Source organism: Pseudarthrobacter sp. MDT3-1, assembly GCF_054510755.1.
Genome location: NZ_JBTNDX010000021.1, coordinates 35732 through 51697, shown reverse-complemented (window position 1 = coordinate 51697; position 15966 = coordinate 35732). Strand labels below are relative to the sequence as shown.

The 15966-nt window shown below is 65.7% G+C and carries 19 protein-coding genes; 5 read left to right on the top strand and 14 right to left on the bottom strand.

Annotated elements, in window-relative coordinates:
• The first annotated feature begins 140 nt into the window (after positions 1–140).
• From ACX80X_RS15725 to ACX80X_RS15705, 5 genes are all read left to right on the top strand, one after another.
• Entirely contained in the window at positions 141–1385 is a 1245-nt protein-coding gene (locus tag ACX80X_RS15725; RefSeq protein ID WP_056349053.1) for a PucR family transcriptional regulator, read from the top strand.
• Positions 1386–1473: 88 nt separating this feature from the next.
• A complete protein-coding gene (locus ACX80X_RS15720) occupies positions 1474–2403 on the top strand; it encodes an ACP S-malonyltransferase (RefSeq protein ID WP_181037144.1) in 930 nt (309 codons plus the stop codon).
• Entirely contained in the window at positions 2400–3461 is a 1062-nt protein-coding gene (locus ACX80X_RS15715; protein ID WP_252601563.1) for a beta-ketoacyl-ACP synthase III, read from the top strand. Before ACX80X_RS15720 ends, ACX80X_RS15715 begins: the two co-directional genes overlap by 4 nt.
• 81 nt (positions 3462–3542) lie before the next feature.
• The gene (locus tag ACX80X_RS15710; RefSeq protein WP_009359314.1) at positions 3543–3788 is read left to right on the top strand and encodes an acyl carrier protein; all 246 of its coding nucleotides are present in this window, start codon (positions 3543–3545) and stop codon (positions 3786–3788) included.
• A gap of 152 nt (positions 3789–3940) precedes the next feature.
• Complete coding sequence (locus ACX80X_RS15705) at positions 3941–5176, top strand: beta-ketoacyl-[acyl-carrier-protein] synthase family protein (protein WP_252601565.1); 1236 nt, start codon at positions 3941–3943, stop codon at positions 5174–5176.
• Between the two features lie 154 nt (positions 5177–5330).
• Here ACX80X_RS15705 and ACX80X_RS15700 read toward each other — a convergent pair whose 3' ends face one another.
• The 14 genes from ACX80X_RS15700 to rpsP form a co-directional block, all read right to left on the bottom strand.
• The gene (locus tag ACX80X_RS15700) at positions 5331–5834 is read right to left on the bottom strand and encodes a DUF3145 domain-containing protein (protein WP_056349065.1); all 504 of its coding nucleotides are present in this window, start codon (positions 5832–5834) and stop codon (positions 5331–5333) included.
• Positions 5835–6110: 276 nt separating this feature from the next.
• Entirely contained in the window at positions 6111–7037 is a 927-nt protein-coding gene (locus ACX80X_RS15695) for a tyrosine recombinase XerC (RefSeq protein ID WP_252601567.1), read from the bottom strand.
• Positions 7038–7087: 50 nt separating this feature from the next.
• Entirely contained in the window at positions 7088–8272 is a 1185-nt protein-coding gene (gene dprA / locus ACX80X_RS15690; protein WP_252601570.1) for a DNA-processing protein DprA, read from the bottom strand.
• A gap of 13 nt (positions 8273–8285) precedes the next feature.
• On the bottom strand, positions 8286–9830 hold the full coding sequence (locus ACX80X_RS15685; protein WP_252601573.1) for a YifB family Mg chelatase-like AAA ATPase: 1545 nt from the start codon (positions 9828–9830) through the stop codon (positions 8286–8288).
• Positions 9831–10187 carry a YraN family protein gene (locus tag ACX80X_RS15680; protein ID WP_252601576.1) on the bottom strand — a complete coding sequence of 119 codons (357 nt, stop codon included), beginning with the start codon at positions 10185–10187 and terminating at the stop codon, positions 9831–9833.
• Positions 10188–10310: 123 nt separating this feature from the next.
• On the bottom strand, positions 10311–10637 hold the full coding sequence (locus tag ACX80X_RS15675) for a DUF2469 domain-containing protein (protein ID WP_252601579.1): 327 nt from the start codon (positions 10635–10637) through the stop codon (positions 10311–10313).
• Between the two features lie 93 nt (positions 10638–10730).
• Positions 10731–11498: a ribonuclease HII gene (locus tag ACX80X_RS15670; protein WP_374210044.1), complete on the bottom strand. Its 768-nt coding sequence runs from the start codon at positions 11496–11498 to the stop codon at positions 10731–10733.
• Between the two features lie 2 nt (positions 11499–11500).
• Positions 11501–12352: a signal peptidase I gene (gene lepB / locus ACX80X_RS15665; RefSeq protein ID WP_252601581.1), complete on the bottom strand. Its 852-nt coding sequence runs from the start codon at positions 12350–12352 to the stop codon at positions 11501–11503.
• Positions 12353–13030: a signal peptidase I gene (gene lepB / locus ACX80X_RS15660; protein WP_252601583.1), complete on the bottom strand. Its 678-nt coding sequence runs from the start codon at positions 13028–13030 to the stop codon at positions 12353–12355.
• A gap of 84 nt (positions 13031–13114) precedes the next feature.
• Entirely contained in the window at positions 13115–13474 is a 360-nt protein-coding gene (gene rplS, locus ACX80X_RS15655) for a 50S ribosomal protein L19 (protein ID WP_056349088.1), read from the bottom strand.
• Positions 13475–13717: 243 nt separating this feature from the next.
• Positions 13718–14590: a tRNA (guanosine(37)-N1)-methyltransferase TrmD gene (gene trmD, locus ACX80X_RS15650; RefSeq protein WP_252601585.1), complete on the bottom strand. Its 873-nt coding sequence runs from the start codon at positions 14588–14590 to the stop codon at positions 13718–13720.
• Complete coding sequence (gene rimM / locus ACX80X_RS15645) at positions 14591–15136, bottom strand: ribosome maturation factor RimM (protein ID WP_252601587.1); 546 nt, start codon at positions 15134–15136, stop codon at positions 14591–14593.
• Between the two features lie 112 nt (positions 15137–15248).
• Positions 15249–15491, bottom strand: coding sequence for an RNA-binding protein (locus ACX80X_RS15640; protein ID WP_056349097.1), 243 nt, complete (start codon positions 15489–15491; stop codon positions 15249–15251).
• A gap of 1 nt (position 15492) precedes the next feature.
• Positions 15493–15909 carry a 30S ribosomal protein S16 gene (gene rpsP / locus ACX80X_RS15635; protein WP_056349101.1) on the bottom strand — a complete coding sequence of 139 codons (417 nt, stop codon included), beginning with the start codon at positions 15907–15909 and terminating at the stop codon, positions 15493–15495.
• Positions 15910–15966 lie beyond the last annotated feature (57 nt).

Below are 15966 nucleotides of genomic sequence, written 5' to 3'. Positions count from 1 at the left end.
CGACCCTCACCGAAAAGGCGAGGGTCGCCGTCGTCGTCCCCCTGCCTTTCTGGACAGGAGGCAGCCTGTGACGCAGGTCCAACAACGTTGTAGCCTTTGCACAAATAGAGCTTGCCGGGCAGGCACCGTATGCTCGTAGGATGCCAGAGCCAACCACCCCGCCCGTGAAGCGCAAGCCGTCCTCGCGCAGCATGACACCGGAGAAATCCGAAACCCTGAAAAAGCTCCGGGCAAGCGTGGGCCAGCTCTCCACCACCACCCTTCGCCAGCTGGAAAAGTCGCTGCCGTGGTATTCGCGCCTTAGCTCCGACGAGCGCTCGGCCCTGGGCATGGTGGCGCAAAACGGCATCGCAGCGTTTGTCACCTGGTATGAGCGGCCCAGCTCACCGTCGTGGATCCTCACCGACGTTTTTGGGACGGCCCCCACCGAGCTGACGCGCTCCATCAGCCTCCAGAAGGCGCTCCAGCTCATCCGCATCGTGGTGGAAGTGGTGGAAGACCAGGTGCCGGTCATCGCCCCGGAAGCTGACCAGCCCTCCCTCCGCGAGGCGGTGCTGCGGTACTCACGGGAAGTGGCCTTCGCGGCGGCAGACGTGTACGCACGGGCGGCCGAGTCCCGCGGTTCCTGGGATACGCGGCTGGAAGCGCTGATCGTGGACGCCATCCTCCGTGGCGAAAACACGGACGCGCTGCGGTCCCGGATCGCCGCGCTGGGTTGGAAGGCACAGGAGAGGTTCACTGTGATGGTGGGCAATTCGCCGTCTGAACCCAGTGCCAGCTACGTCAGCGAACTGCGCCGCCTGGCAGGCCGCTACGCCGAGGATGCGTTGGTGGGCATCCAGGGCGACCGGCTGATCCTGATCCTTGGCGGCGTCCAGGACCGCGAGACCGCATACCTGAAACTCAGCGAAATGTTCGCCCCCGGCCCGGTGGTCTACGGTCCGGAAGCCGGCTCCCTGCTGGAGGCCAGCGGCTCAGCGCAGTCTGCCTTTGCCGGCCTGACCGCGGCAAGGGCGTGGCCCGCCGCCCCCCGGCCCGTGGCCGCCGATGACCTGTTGCCGGAACGCGTCATCTCCGGTGACGAAGCGGCGCGCCGTTCCCTGGTCAAGAACATCTACCGTCCGCTTGTCGCCGCCTCCAACGGGCTGGTGGAGACCTTGGGCACCTACCTGGAGCTGGGCCATTCCCTTGAGGCGACCGCCCGCGAATTGTTTGTCCACGCCAACACCGTCAGGTACCGGCTCAAGCGCGTCTGCGACGTCACGGGCTGGGATCCGCTGCTCCCCCGGGAGGCGTTTGTGCTGCAGGCGGCGTTGGTTGTCGGGCGGCTGTCGGCGCCGCCAAAAGCCCCGGCGGAGCGTCATCCGGCGCGGAATCAGCCGTGAGTCGTTGTAGACTTCCTACAAACTGACCCCTTGAGCTTGGTGCAGTGAAACACCGCTGGATGACCCCGAAATTTGGAAAGCTGGATACGTGCTTGCAATAGTCTGCCCTGGACAGGGCTCACAGACCCCGGGTTTTCTGGCCCCTTGGCTGGAACTGCCTTCGGTAGCAGGCCATCTGGCCTCCCTCAGTGAGATCGCAGGCATCGACCTGACTGCCCACGGGACCACCTCTGACGAGGACACCATCAAGGACACCGCCGTTGCGCAGCCCCTGATTGTTGCCGCCGGACTGGTGGCCGCAAAGTCGCTGTTCGACGTCGAACTCGGCACGCTTCCCGTGATCCTTGCCGGCCACTCCGTCGGTGAAATCACCGCCTCGGCCCTCGCCGGCGTGCTCACCGAGCAGGAAGCCATGACGTTCGTGCGTGAACGCGCCAACAGCATGGCCGCCGCCGCTGCCGTAACCCCCACCGGCATGAGTGCCGTTGTGGGCGGGGACCCCGCAGAGGTCCTGGCCGCCATCGAGGCTACCGGCGCGACACCTGCCAATGTCAACGGCGCGGGCCAGACCGTGGCAGCCGGAACCTTCGAACAACTCAAGGCCCTGGCGGACAACCCGCCGGCGAAGGCGCGGGTCATCCCGCTGAAAGTGGCCGGGGCGTTCCACACCTCACACATGTCCCCCGCCGTGAGCGCCCTCGAGTCGCTCAAGCCTGGCCTCAAGCCGCAGAAGCCGCAGGTGCCCCTGCTGTCCAACTTTGACGGCCGGGAAGTGACCGACGGCGGCGCCGCCGTCGAGAGCCTCATCGCGCAGGTCTCCCGGCCGGTCCGCTGGGACCTCTGCATGGAAACCCTTGTGCAGCGCGGCGTCACCGGTGTCATTGAGCTGGCCCCGGCCGGCACCCTGGCCGGGCTCGCCAAGCGCGGCATGCCCGGCGTCAAGACCGTTGCAGTCAAAACCCCGGACGACCTCACGGCCGCACTGGCACTCTTCGCAGAACTGGAGGGAAACGCATGAGCGTTCCCACGCTGAAACAGGTTTCCGTAAACGAATACAGCCGCATCATCGGCCTCGGCGCATTCCGGCCTGACGTCATCGTCACCAACGACGACGTCTGCCAGTGGATTGATTCCTCGGACGAATGGATCCGCCAGCGGACCGGCATCGTGACCCGGCACCGGGCCGCTGCCGACGTCAGCGTCATCGATATGGCCGAGGGCGCTGCCCGGGAGGCCCTGCAGCAGGCAGGCATCGAAGCCTCCCAGCTTGGTGCCGTCATCGTTTCCACCGTCACCCACCCGTACGCCACGCCGTCGGCTGCCGCCGCCTTGGCTGACCGCATCGGTGCGACGCCGGCTCCGGCCTTCGATATCTCGGCCGCCTGCGCCGGGTACTGCTACGGCATCGCCCAGGGTGATGCCTTGGTCCGCTCCGGCACGGCCACCTACGTGCTGGTGGTCGGCGCGGAGAAGCTCTCCGACGTCATCGACAACCGGGAACGTACCATTTCCTTCCTGCTGGGCGACGGCGCGGGCGCTGTTGTCATCGGCCCCTCGGACACCCCCGGCATCGGACCCTCAGTGTGGGGTTCGGACGGCAGCAAGTGGGACGCCATCGGCATGACGCGTTCCATCCTGGATGTCCGCGACCTCAGCATGGCCGCCCGCCAGTCCGACGAGCCCGGCGACTTTGCCCTGCTCGAAGAAGCGCAGGAGCTCTACCCCACACTCCGCCAGGACGGGCAGACCGTCTTCCGTTGGGCGGTCTGGGAAATGGCCAAGATGGCACAGCAGGCTTTGGAGGCCGCGGGCGTCAAGGCTGAAGACCTCGTTGCGTTCATCCCGCACCAGGCCAACATGCGGATCATCGACGAGATGGTCAAGAAACTGAATCTTCCTGAATCCGTCACCGTGGCCCGGGACATCGCTGATGCCGGAAACACCTCGGCGGCCTCCATCCCCCTTGCTACCCACCGCCTGCTCAAGGAAAACCCTGAGCTCAGCGGCGGCCTCGCACTCCAGATCGGCTTCGGCGCCGGGCTGGTCTTCGGTGCCCAGGTAATCGTCCTTCCTTAGGAACGCCCCATACAGCCCGCATCCGCGGACTGCACCGTTTCCGGCACCCCCTGCCGGCAATAACAAGAAAAGGAGCCATCAATGGCTAGCAACGAAGAGATCCTGGCCGGCTTGGCTGAAATCGTCAACGAAGAAACCGGCCTTGCCCCCGAGGCTGTGGAACTGGACAAGTCCTTCACCGAGGACCTGGACATCGACTCCATCTCCATGATGACTATCGTGGTCAACGCCGAAGAGAAGTTCGGCGTGCGTATCCCGGACGAAGAGGTCAAGAACCTCAAGACCGTGGGCGACGCCGTCAGCTTCATCGCAGGCGCACAGGCCTAGCCAAGGCTTCAGCCCCTTAAGGCTGACTGGACTGCCGGTCCGTGCTCAGGCCGGACCGGCAGTCCACCACATTTTTCGGCAGCCAGCTGCCCCACACGCGGGACCCCGCCGGACAACCGGATACGGCCTGCCCACCGACAGAGAGTGATCCAATGACACGCAAAGTAGTCATTACCGGTCTGGGTGCCACCACGCCCATCGGCGGCGACGTACCCACCATGTGGAACAACGCGCTGAAGGGGGTCTCCGGTGCCCGCACGCTGGAAGACGAATGGGTCGCCAAGTACGAACTGCCGGTCCACTTCGCCGCCCGCTGCTCCACTCCGGCACTATCGGTCCTGAGCCGCGTTGAGGCCAAGCGGATGGACCCGTCCACCCAGTTCGGCGTCATCGCCTCCCGTGAAGCCTGGGCCGATTCCGGCATCACCGAGATTGACCCCGACCGCCTTGCCGTCGCCTTCGCCACCGGCATCGGCGGCGTCTGGACGCTGCTGGACGCGTGGGACACGCTGAAGGAAAAGGGCCCGCGCCGCGTCCTGCCCATGACGGTGCCCATGCTGATGCCCAACGGCGTCGCAGCAGCCGTCAGCCTTGACCTTGGCGCCCGGGCCGGCGCCCACACCCCGGTTTCGGCCTGCGCGTCGGGCACCGAGGCCCTTCACCTGGGCCTGGAGCTGATCCGCTCCGGCAAGGCCGACGTAGTGATGTGCGGCGGCGCCGAGGCAGCCATCCACCCCATGCCCCTGGCCGCGTTCTCGTCCATGCAGGCCCTCTCGCGCCGCAACGACGACCCCCAGGGCGCCTCACGCCCCTACGATCTGGGCCGCGACGGCTTTGTGATGGGCGAAGGCGCCGGCGCGCTGGTGCTCGAAGCTGAGGAACACGCCATTGCCCGCGGCGCCCGCATCTACGGCGAACTGGCCGGCACCTCCGTGACGGCCGATGCCTACCACATCACCGCCCCGGACCCCCAGGGCCTGGGCGCCACGCGCGCGCTGAAGGCAGCCATGTTCGACGGCCGGATCCAGGCCGAGGACGTTGTCCACGTCAACGCGCACGCCACTTCAACTCCCGTCGGTGACAAGCCCGAGTACACGGCCCTCCGCGCATCGCTGGGGAACCACCTCGACAACGTCGCAGTGTCCGCCACTAAGTCACAGATGGGCCACCTGCTGGGCGCGTCAGGTGCCGTGGAGGCAGTACTCACTGTGCTGGCCGTGTACCACCGCAAGGCCCCGGTCACCATTAACCTCGAGAACCAGGACCCGGAGATCCCGCTCGACGTCGTCACGTCGGCGAGGGATCTGCCGGCAGGCGACATCGTGGCCCTGAGCAACTCGTTCGGCTTCGGCGGCCACAACGCCGTGATCGCTGTCCGCAGCATCTAGCAGCAGCGCGGGAACAGCAAGTACCGCAGACGAAGCAGAGGCCCCGCCATGTGGCGGGGCCTCTGCTTTTGCTATGGAGCGCCGCCTTCCGATCCGGCACGTCTTCTGCCGGGACAGCGGACAGGAAGTACGACGTCGTGATGTCCGACGGCGGTCAGCCCACCTGGTGCAGCCAGCGGACCGGTGCGCCCTCGGCTGCGTGGCGGAACGGCTCTAGTTCCTCGTCCCACGCCTCACCCAAGGCCAGGGAAAGCTCGTGGTACACGGCCGAGGGATCGCCGGCACCCGATTCGTAGGCGTAACGGATGCGGTCCTCTGAGACCATGATGTTGCCGTGGACGTCCGTTGTGGCGTGGAAGATTCCCAGTTCGGGGGTATGCGACCAGCGGCCGCCGTCAACTCCCTGGCTCGGCTCTTCAGTGACCTCGTAGCGAAGATGGGCCCAGCCGCGAAGTGAGGATGCCAGCAGCGATCCGGTGCCCGGGGTTCCTGTCCAGGAGAGCTCGGCGCGGAACATTCCGGGCGCGGCAGGCTGAGGGGTCCACTCTAGATCCGTCCGCTTGTCCACGACGGATCCAATGGCCCACTCAACGTGCGGGCACAGTGCTGTAGGGGCTGAGTGAACAAACAGCACACCGCGGGTCATTGCAACAGACATTCCATCCTCCATAGCTGTAGGTACGTCTTCCCCAACGACCTCTGCCTGGATGAAACTGCCCGGTGCTGTATGTTCCAGCGGCGGTGTTCCCTGCCTGATTATTAAGCTGTGTCCGGACTTGCGGGTGACGCGCGAAGCGAAAGACCTTCAAGCGTCACTTGAAAGTTGCCGGACGTGACTCTTATTGTGCCGTACGCCGCGTAATTACGCCAGTGCGATCCGCCATAGGTAACACAGTCCTGGAATTAACCCCGCGTTGGCGGGAATCCACGGCTCTCAGGCCCGGGGATGGGCCTGCTGGTAGCTGCTCCGGAGCCGCTCAACGGACACATGGGTGTAGATCTGCGTGGTGGCGAGGCTGCTGTGGCCCAGGATTTCCTGGACCGCACGAAGATCCGCGCCGCCATCGAGCAGGTGCGTTGCCGCAGTATGCCTTAGCGCGTGCGGACCGGTTGCTGAGGTGTCGCCCAAAGCTTCGAAGAGAGCATTCACCACGGTCCTGACCTGACGCTGGTCAACACGGTTTCCTCTGGCGCCCAGGAAAAGCGCCGGTCCGCTGTGGCCCGTCGCCAGGAGCGGCCTGGCCCTGCGGAGCCAGTCGTCGACCGCTACAGCTGCCGGGACGCCGTAGGGAACCGTCCGTTCCTTGTTGCCCTTGCCGACCACCCGTAGGGTCCGGCGGTCCGGGTTGAGATCGTCCACATCCAAGGCGGCCAGCTCCCCCACCCGCAGCCCCGTGGCGTATAGGAGCTCCACCATGGCCCGGTTACGCACCGGAACCGGTGACCCGTTAGCCGCGGCTTCTTCCAGACTGTTCAGCAGCCTGAGGAGTTGTTGGGACTGCAGCACCCCGGGCAGTGACTTTTCCGCTTTGGGAGCCCTGAGACGGAGGGCAGGATCGGTCTCGATGAGCTCTTCCCGCATGGCCCACGTGGTGAAGGAACGCGCTGTAGCCGATCGCCGCGCAAGGGTGGCCCGGGATATCCCGGCCTGGCTCTGCGCCCCGAGCCAGCGTCGGAGAGTGCCCAGCTCCAGTTCCGGCAGATCCGTGACGCCCTCGGAGGCGGCGTATTCCAGGAGGCTTCGAAGATCGGACAGGTATGCCCGAAGCGTATGCCCGGACCGGGCCCGCTCGGCGGTCAGGTATCTGCCGAAGTCTGCGAGTGCCTGCTCAAACGCCCGGGACAGTTCCTGATTCTGCACTGTTCCACTGTCCCAGAACTCCGCGGGAATCCCGTGCCGGACACAGGCAACTACGCTAATTCCTTGGCCCGTTTCCAGCCTCCCCTTTCTGAAGCTGCGAGCCCCAGCAGGCCTAGCCTGCCCAACCCGGCCCGCACGGAGTCCGCACTGAGGCCGGCAACTGCGCAGAGCTTGTCCACGGACGTGGTGGACCGCAGCGGCAGGGCGTCAAGAAGGATCAGATCCTCCAGGGTCAGTCCGTCATGGTCGGCCGCATGCGCTGTCCCGGGCGCCGCAAGCCCCACGCCGCTTGGGGAGGCCAGTTCGGCGATCTCCGCGGCGTCAGTCACGCAGACAGCCCCGCCATCCCGGAGTAGACGGTGGCAGCCGGCGGAGTTGGCGCTGTGCACGGACCCCGGCACAGCTCCCACCGCCCGGCCAAGCGTCTCCGCGTGGTGGGCCGTGTTCAGCGCACCGGACCGCCAGCGCGCTTCCACCACCACCGTCACAGCGGCCAAGGCCGCGATCAGCCTGTTCCGTTGGAGAAAGCGGTAGCGAGTGGGCGCCGACCCCGGCGGCACCTCTGCGAGCACCGCTCCCTGGTTGCAGACCGCCCGCAGGAGATCCTCATTGCCGGACGGATAGAACCGGTCCACACCACCAGCCATCACCGCGATGGTAGGCACCGCCGCTGATCCCCCGGCCAGTGCTGCCCGGTGCGCGTGGGCGTCGATGCCGTACGCGCCCCCGGACACCACGGTGAAGCCCCGCTGAGCCAGGGAGTAGGCGAGGTCCCCGGTCACCGAGGCGCCGTAGCTGGTGCTGTCGCGGGACCCCACCAGCGCCACGCTCCGGGCCGGACCGGGAAGCTCCTGTTCCAGGCCCCGCCACCACAGACAGATGGGCTCCTGCATCCCAAGGTCCCCGAGCTGGGCAGGCCAGAGATCATCCGACGGGATTATCAGCCGGCCGCCAAGGCGTGCCATGGTGGCCAGGTCACGCTCGGGCGCCAGATCCGGAATGCGGGGAGCCCAGCGTTTGAGGGAGGCAGCCATCCCCGCCCAGCTGGTTCCGGCGCCGTTGTCCGCCAGCAGTCCGGTGATCTCCCGCTCCAGTGCCGGGCCGGCGGCCGCCTGGCCCGTGGCGATTTTCAAGGCGTCGGGTGCGCCGGTGGCCTGTACCAGGGCCAGTCCGGCCGCGTCCTGCGGTTCCATGAGCCGCGACAGGGCGGCCCGGGCGATCCGTTCGTTGTCCATGTGGTTTCTTCCTTCACGCAGCTGCCGAGGCAGCCTGCCGGAGGCCAAGGGCCTGGCCGATGTCGTTGGTGTCGGGCATATCGCGGTGCGACAGGTCCGCCAGGGTCCAGGCCAGCCGGAGAACCCTGTCATAGCCCCTGGCGGTCAGTACGCCCCGCTCCAGTGAGTGGTCCAGGATCCGCGTGGCGTCGGCCGGCAGCCGCAGGGCGCCGCGCAGAATCCGGCCGGGCACCTGCGAGTTCGTTTCCATTCCCAGCGGCCGCAGCCGTTCGGCCTGGCGCCGGCGTGCGTCGCCTACCCTCCGTGCCACGGCGGCTGTGTCTTCTTCGGCGCCCGCCTGGCCGAAGTCGGCCAGTGACACGCGTTCCACCTGCAGCTGGATATCCACCCGGTCCAGCAGCGGACCGGACATCCTGGCCACGTAGCGGCGCCGCATCATGGGCGTACACGTGCAGTCCAGGCCCTTTCCCGAAGCCTTGCCGCAGGGACAGGGATTGGCGGCAAGGACCAGCTGGAACCGGGCAGGGTAGGCTGCCGTTCCTGCCGAGCGGTGAATGACCAGCTCCCCGCTCTCCAGGGGCTGGCGGAGGGCGTCCAGGACGCGCCGTTCGTATTCCGGGGCCTCGTCCAGGAACAGGACACCGCGGTGCGCCCGCGACGCCGCACCCGGGCGCGGCAACCCCGATCCCCCGCCGATAATGGCGGCGGCTGTAGCCGAATGATGCGGGTTTTCGAACGGCGGCCGCCGCACAAGCTGAACGGCGGATGAGGGAAGGCCGCAGAGGGAGTGGATGGCAGTGACTTCCATGGCCTCATTATCGGCAAGGTCCGGCAGGAGACCGGGAAGTCTTTCGGCCAGCATGGTCTTGCCCGCACCCGGGGGTCCGGTCAGGAGCAGGTGGTGGGCCCCGGCAGCGGCCACCTCGAGTGCACGTCTGGCGTCGCCCTGGCCGGAGACGTCGGCCATGTCAGGAACAGCCTGGGCTCCCGGTTCGGAATCCCCGTGACCGGCCTCGTCCTCCGGCTCGAAGTCCAGTGCGAGCTCTTGCGGGTCTGCACCGAAATCGAGCGCCAGCCGCGCCAGCGTGCGGTACCCCTTGACGTTGGCTCCGGGGACTAGCGATGCTTCGCCGAGGTTGGCGTGCGCGACCACCACGTCCGGATAGCCGGCCTGCACCGACGCCATCACTGCCGGCAGGATGCCGCGCACCGGCCGTAGCCGGCCATCCAGCCCGAGTTCGGCGATGAAGACGGTCCGGCCGGTGGGCTTGATGTCATTTGCGGCCCTCAGGACTGCCATGGTCACGGCAAGGTCGAAGCCGGAACCGCGTTTGGGCAGCGACGCAGGGATGAGGTTGGCCGTGATCTTCCGCCGGCTCAGCGGAATTCCGGAATTTTTGGCCGCGGAACGTATGCGTTCCTTGGCCTCGTTGAGGGCTGCGTCCGGGAGGCCCAGGATCACGAATGCCGGCAGGGTCTGGCCAATATCTGCTTCTACCTCGACGATGTACCCGTTCAATCCCACCAGTGCCACGGAGTAGGCCCGGCCCAGCGCCATCTACCCCACCCCCTTGAGGTGTTCCACCACGGGTTCGCCGCCGCCGTCGTCCACCACGGCAATGACGTCCACGCGCCGTAGCGGCATCCGCAGCTCCCGGTCTCGGCACCACGCCGAACCGAGCCGATGCAGCCGGGCGAGTTTGTCCGGCCCCACGGCTTCGAACGGGTGCCCGTAGTCCAGGGAACGGCGGGTTTTCACCTCTGCGATGACCAGGGCGTCGCCGTCCAGGGCCACAATGTCTATTTCACCGTCGGCGCAGCGCCAGTTGCGTTCCACCACCAGCATGCCGAGCGATTCAAGATAGCCGGCCGCGAGTTCCTCGCCGCGCCGGCCCAACAGGTCTTTGGATTTCATTTCTACCTCCGCAACCAGCCTGCAGTGGCAGGACAGCGGAGGACAGCAGGCTATTCGCGTATGTGGGCAACCCGGGAAAACCGCCCCAATACAGCGGGGCTGTGGAGGAGCAGTGGGCCGGCGTCAGTTGCCGAGGTCAGCGTCCTTCGGCAGGGCGAGATCCTCGTTGCGGGGCAGTTCTTCGACGTTGACATCCTTGAACGTCAGGACACGGACTGTCTTCACGAACCGTGCCGAACGGTACACATCCCACACCCAGGCATCCTGGAGCGTCAGATCGAAGTAGACCTCGCCGTCGGCGCTTCGGGCCTGCAGGTCAACGTGGTTTGCGAGGTAAAAGCGGCGTTCGGTCTCGACAACGTAACTGAAGAGCCCGACAACATCGCGGTATTCACGGTAGAGCTGCAGCTCCATGTCGGTTTCATAGTTTTCAAGATCCTCTGCACTCATGCTTCCATCTTGCACCATCCAGGGCGCCGCAGTCGCAGCGTCCGCGCCGCACGAGCCCCACACCAGTGCGGCAGGCACTGGAGCGGCACGGAATCAGAGTTCGCCGCCCAGGAGGTTCCAACTCACCCGGTGGTACGGTGTGGCTCCGGCGGCGCGGAGCGCGTCCCGGTGAATTGCCGTGGCGTAGCCCTTGTTGACGTCCCAGCCAAACTCGGGGTATTCACAGTGCAGGCCGCGCATCTGCTCGTCGCGTTCCACCTTCGCAATCACGCTGGCTGCGGCCACGCTCAGGCACTGCATGTCCGCCTTGATCTTGGTGTGGACCGGGGCAAGGCACGCGAAATCCACGGGCGGCTCGTCAAACAGGGAGGGCTGCCCGGCGGGCGAGAGCCAGTTGTGGCTGCCATCGAGCAGCACCACATTGGGGCTGATGCCGGCCGCAAGGATGTCCTGCCAGGCGCGCGTACCGGCCAGCCGCAGCGCAGCAATGATGCCCAACGCGTCGATCTCCCGCGCGGAAGCGTGCCCGACGGCGGACGCAACACTCCAGCGTCGGACCAGGGGTTCCAGCCTCTCCCGTTCGGCGGGGCTGAGCAGCTTGCTGTCCCGCACACCGGCCAGGGGCTTCTGGGTGTGGAGGTCCACGACGGCGATCCCGACACTCACAGGTCCTGCCAGCGCTCCGCGGCCCACTTCGTCCACGCCGGCCAGGTAGCGGGCACCTTGCGCTTTGAAGGTCCGCTCATGCCGCAGTGTCGGTGCTTTGGAGCGGACCCCGGCCGTCTGACGGGCCGGGGCCTTGACTGAGGCCGTGGCCGGAGCCGGGGCCTTGACTGGGGTGGCCGGTATCACTGCGGACACTGCTAGCCTCCCGCAGGCACGTTCCGGAAGACGGCCGGATAGTTATCGAGGACAGTGATCCGGTTCAGCGGCCATGCGATAACGGCGGCTTTACCTTCCACGTCCACGAGGTCGACGAATCCGCCATTGGCCTCCAGGTGCGAGCGGGAATCCGCGGAGTGGTTCCGGTTATCGCCCATGACCCAGACCTTTCCTTCCGGAACAACAACGTCGAAGGCACGGATCTGCGGTTCTTCAGCCCCATTAACATAGGTTTCATCAATAGGGGATCCGTTGATGGTCAGTTTACCGCCGCCGTCGCAGCAGATCACATCGTCGCCGGGAAGCCCGATGACGCGTTTGACGAGGTGCTGCTCGGAGTTGTCCGGCAGGAGTCCCACAAATGTCAGGCCGTCCTGGACCCATGTGAACGGTCCGTTCGGTTCCTCCGGCGCGGTGCTCAGCCAGCCCTTGGTGTCACGGAAGACCACAACGTCGCCGCGTGAGAGGGAAAACGGCTCCGGAACCAGCAGGTTCACGAAGATGCGGTCGTTAACGTCCAAGGTGCTGACCATGGACTCGGACGGAATATAGAACGCGCGGAACAGGAAGGTCTTGATAAGGAAGGACAGCACCACGGCGATCACCACTACCGTGGCAACCTCCTTCAGCCAGACAAAGAGCTGGCTGGGCGCGGCGGATGCGGTATTCGGTGCCGCGGATCGCCTGCCGGACTGTGGCGCCGACGGGCTGCCATCCGCCACGCCGTCGGAGTTCCCGCCGCTGGAAATCGTGTTGGCGGACATACCGTCGGCGTCGGCACCGGGGGCTCCTTCGCGAGGCGGCTCAGGTGTCCGGGCATTGTTCTCGGGCATTTACTGTCCGTCCTCTGTTGTTGATCCTGCCGCTGGCGGCCGTGGTACTGCAGCAAATCTATCAAGTGGCCAGACGATCTGGACCGGCCTGCCGATAACGCGGTCCATTGGCACCATGCCGCCGCCGGGCGCACCGAGCAGGCTGCGCGAATCGGCGGACGCCGAGCGGTGGTCACCGAGCAGCCAAAGCCTTCCGTCGGGCACCACGGCGCTGAAGACCTGCGTGCTTGGGCTGTCTCCGCCGAACAGGTACGGCTCATCGAGTGCCCCACCGTTGACGGTGATCTTTCCGTCTGCATCGCAGCAGACCACGGTGTCCCCGGGGATGCCGGTGACACGTTTGACGTACGTGGTGTCGCTGCTGGCCAGGCCAAGCCACTGCCCGGCCGCTGCAAGGGAATCCAGAAAGGGGCCCTTCCCACTGTGCAGGGGAGCAAACGAACCCCTGCCGTCGAAGACCACAATGTCGCCCCGACGGATGGGTTCGGCATGGAAGTCTGTCCTGGAGACCAGGATGCGGTCCCCCTTCGCGAGGACCGGCTCCATGGATTCGGACGGTATGTAATAGACATCCAGCAAAAGTGAACGGACCAGCCCGCTGATGGCCACGGCCAGGAGAACTGCCAGGAACGCAAAACGCCAGCCCATTCGTCTGGGCTGGCGTTTTGTCTGGTCCATGATCCGTATTCCTGGGGCGCTGATGCGAAGGGCTCCGGCGCTGGCCTGGTACGGCTGGGGCCTGCTTTGTAGGTCCCTGGGGACTTACTTCTTGGGCTGGAAGTCGCGCTTTTCCTTGATCTTCGCAGCCTTGCCGCGCAGGTCGCGCATGTAGTACAGCTTCGCGCGGCGCACGTCACCCTTGGAGACAACTTCGATCTTGTCGATGATCGGGGAGTGCACCGGGAAGGTACGCTCCACACCGACGCCGAAGGAGACCTTGCGGATGGTGAAGGTTTCGCGAAGACCGTCGCCGTGGCGGCCAAGGACGAAGCCCTGGAACACCTGGACACGGGAGTTCTTGCCTTCGATGATGTTCACGTGAACCTTGAGGGTGTCACCCGCGCGGAAGACAGGAACATCGGTGCGCAGCGAGGCTGCATCTACGGAATCGAGAATATGCATAATTGCACTCCTGGTGAACGCCACAGGTCATTCACTTTGGGTCACGGCGGGCAAGCCCGGAAGTACCGGAAATTACCGCCGAAAATTAAGTGGGGCCGGTTCCTTCACTGATTGAAGGTCCCGGGGTGTCCAGCTGTTGGTTGCGCTCCCCCTGTGGCAGGTGCGGACCCAGCAGACACAAAGACTAATTTTGCCACACTCGCGGGCCTACAGCCAATCGCCTTGGACCACAGACGCGCCGGTTCAGGTTGAGGCGTCGGTTCCGGTGTCCGTGCTGGTATCGGCCTGCCGCCGCGCCAGGAGGTGACCGTCGACGACCTCGTATCCGAGGTCGGCGAAAGCCGTCCGGTCGGCACGTGGCAGCTTCCCGGCGTCGAACGTTTCCAGGAGGTCCGGACGGCGTTCCGCCGTCCGCCGGTACTGCTCGTGGCGGCGCCACTGCGCGATCTTCCCGTGGTTGCCGCTCAGCAGCACTGCCGGGACTTCCCGGTCCCGCCAGCTGGCGGGCTTGGTATACACGGGGTATTCCAGTAGCCCGTCCGAATGCGACTCCTCCACCAGGGAATCAGGGTTGCCCACAACGCCTGGCAGCAGCCTGCCGATGGCTTCGACCATGGCCAAAACGGCCACTTCGCCGCCGTTCAGCACATAGTCACCAAGGCTCATGGGGCGCACCGTGAAGTGCTCATCCGCCCACTCGATGACACGCTCGTCGATGCCCTCATAGCGGCCGCAGGCAAAAACCAGCTGGTCCTCTTCTGCGAGCTCATGGGCCAGGGCCTGGTTGAAGCGCTCCCCTGCCGGCGACGGGACGATCAGAACCGGTTTGGCGGGCTCGGCCGCCGTGGCCTCGGCGCCCCCTGCGGCTTCACCGGATCCGGCGACAGCAGCTGCGGCAACAGCAGCCAACGCCTGCGCCCAAGGCTCAGGCTTCATCACCATGCCGGCGCCGCCGCCGTACGGGGTGTCGTCCACTGAGCGGTGCTTGTCGGTGGTGAAATCACGCAGGTTATGGACGCGCAGGTCCAACAGGCCGTCCTGGCGGGCCTTGCCAATGAGCGAGAGCTCCAGGGGCGCCAGGTACTCCGGGAAGATACTGACGACGTCGATTCTCATCTACGCGTTTTCCTCCGCTTCACCGGGGCCGGCTTCGCCGTCGTTGACCTCAAAGAGACCGTCCGGCGGCGTCAGCAGGACGAAGCCATCGGCCACATTGACCTCCGGAACGATCTGCTGCACAAACGGGACAAGGATTTCCTTGCCGTCCGGCGTTTCAACCACGAGCAGGTCCTGGACGGGCAAGGTGTGCAGGGCAGCGATCTTGCCGACCACCTGCGACCCGACGCGCGCCTCGAGCCCTACCAGTTCGTGCTCGTACCAGCCTTCGTCGTCGTCCTCGTCCAGCTCTTCGGTTTCGATGAAAAGCTTGGCGCCGCGCAGGGTCTCTGCCTGGTTGCGGGTCTCGATTCCTTCGAATGCGAGGAGCAGGATGTCCTTGTTCCAGCGCGCACCCTCAACAATGAGCGGGCCGGCCGATGCAGGCTCCACCACAAACTCGGTACCGGGAACAAACCGGTCCCCCGGAGCGTCGGTCAGCACCTGGACCGTCACTTCGCCGCGGATTCCATGCGGTTTGCCGATTCGTGCCACCTGAAGCTGCATCTGTTCCTCTGTCTGTGATCGTGCCGGGATTGGGCGATGTGGTGAAAGCACTCCGGCCCCTCCACCGTTGCTGGTGGAAGGGCCGGAGCAAAAAACTGATGTTGCCGAGCGCTTAGCGGCGGCGGTCGGTGTCGACGACGTCGACCCTGACCGGCTCGCCGTCTGCCAGTGCCGCCACAACGGTGCGCAATGCCCGTGCTGTGCGGCCCTGGCGGCCGATCACCCGTCCCAGGTCATCCTGATGAACACGAACCTCGAGGGTGTCCCCGCGGCGGTTGTTCTTCGAGCTGACCTTGACATCTTCCGGCGAATCAACGATTCCCCGGACGAGGTGTTCGAGCGCTTCTGCCAGCAATCTACTCAGCCTCGGTGGTCTCTGCCTCGGCCGGGGCCTCGGCTGCGTCAGACTGCTTCGACTTCTTGGTGATGGCTTCCGGGATGATCACGGAACCCTTTTCCGGGGCAACAAAGGCAGCCTTCGGAGCCTTGGTCTTCAGGGTGCCTTCCTGGCCCGGCAGGCCCTTGAACTTCTGCCAGTCACCGGTGATCTTCAGGATCGCGGCAACCTGCTCGGACGGCTGTGCGCCGACGCCGAGCCAGTACTGGGCACGGTCCGTGTCCACCTCGATGTATGAGGGCTCTTCGGTGGGGTGGTACTTGCCGATCTCTTCGATGGCACGGCCGTCACGCTTGGAGCGTGCGTCCATGACGACGATGCGGTAGTACGGTGCGCGCATCTTGCCAAAGCGCTTAAGGCGAATCTTTACGGCCACTTTTGTGGTCACTCCTGTTTCAGAAAAGGGGTGAACCGACGTTCTGCACCCGTGGGG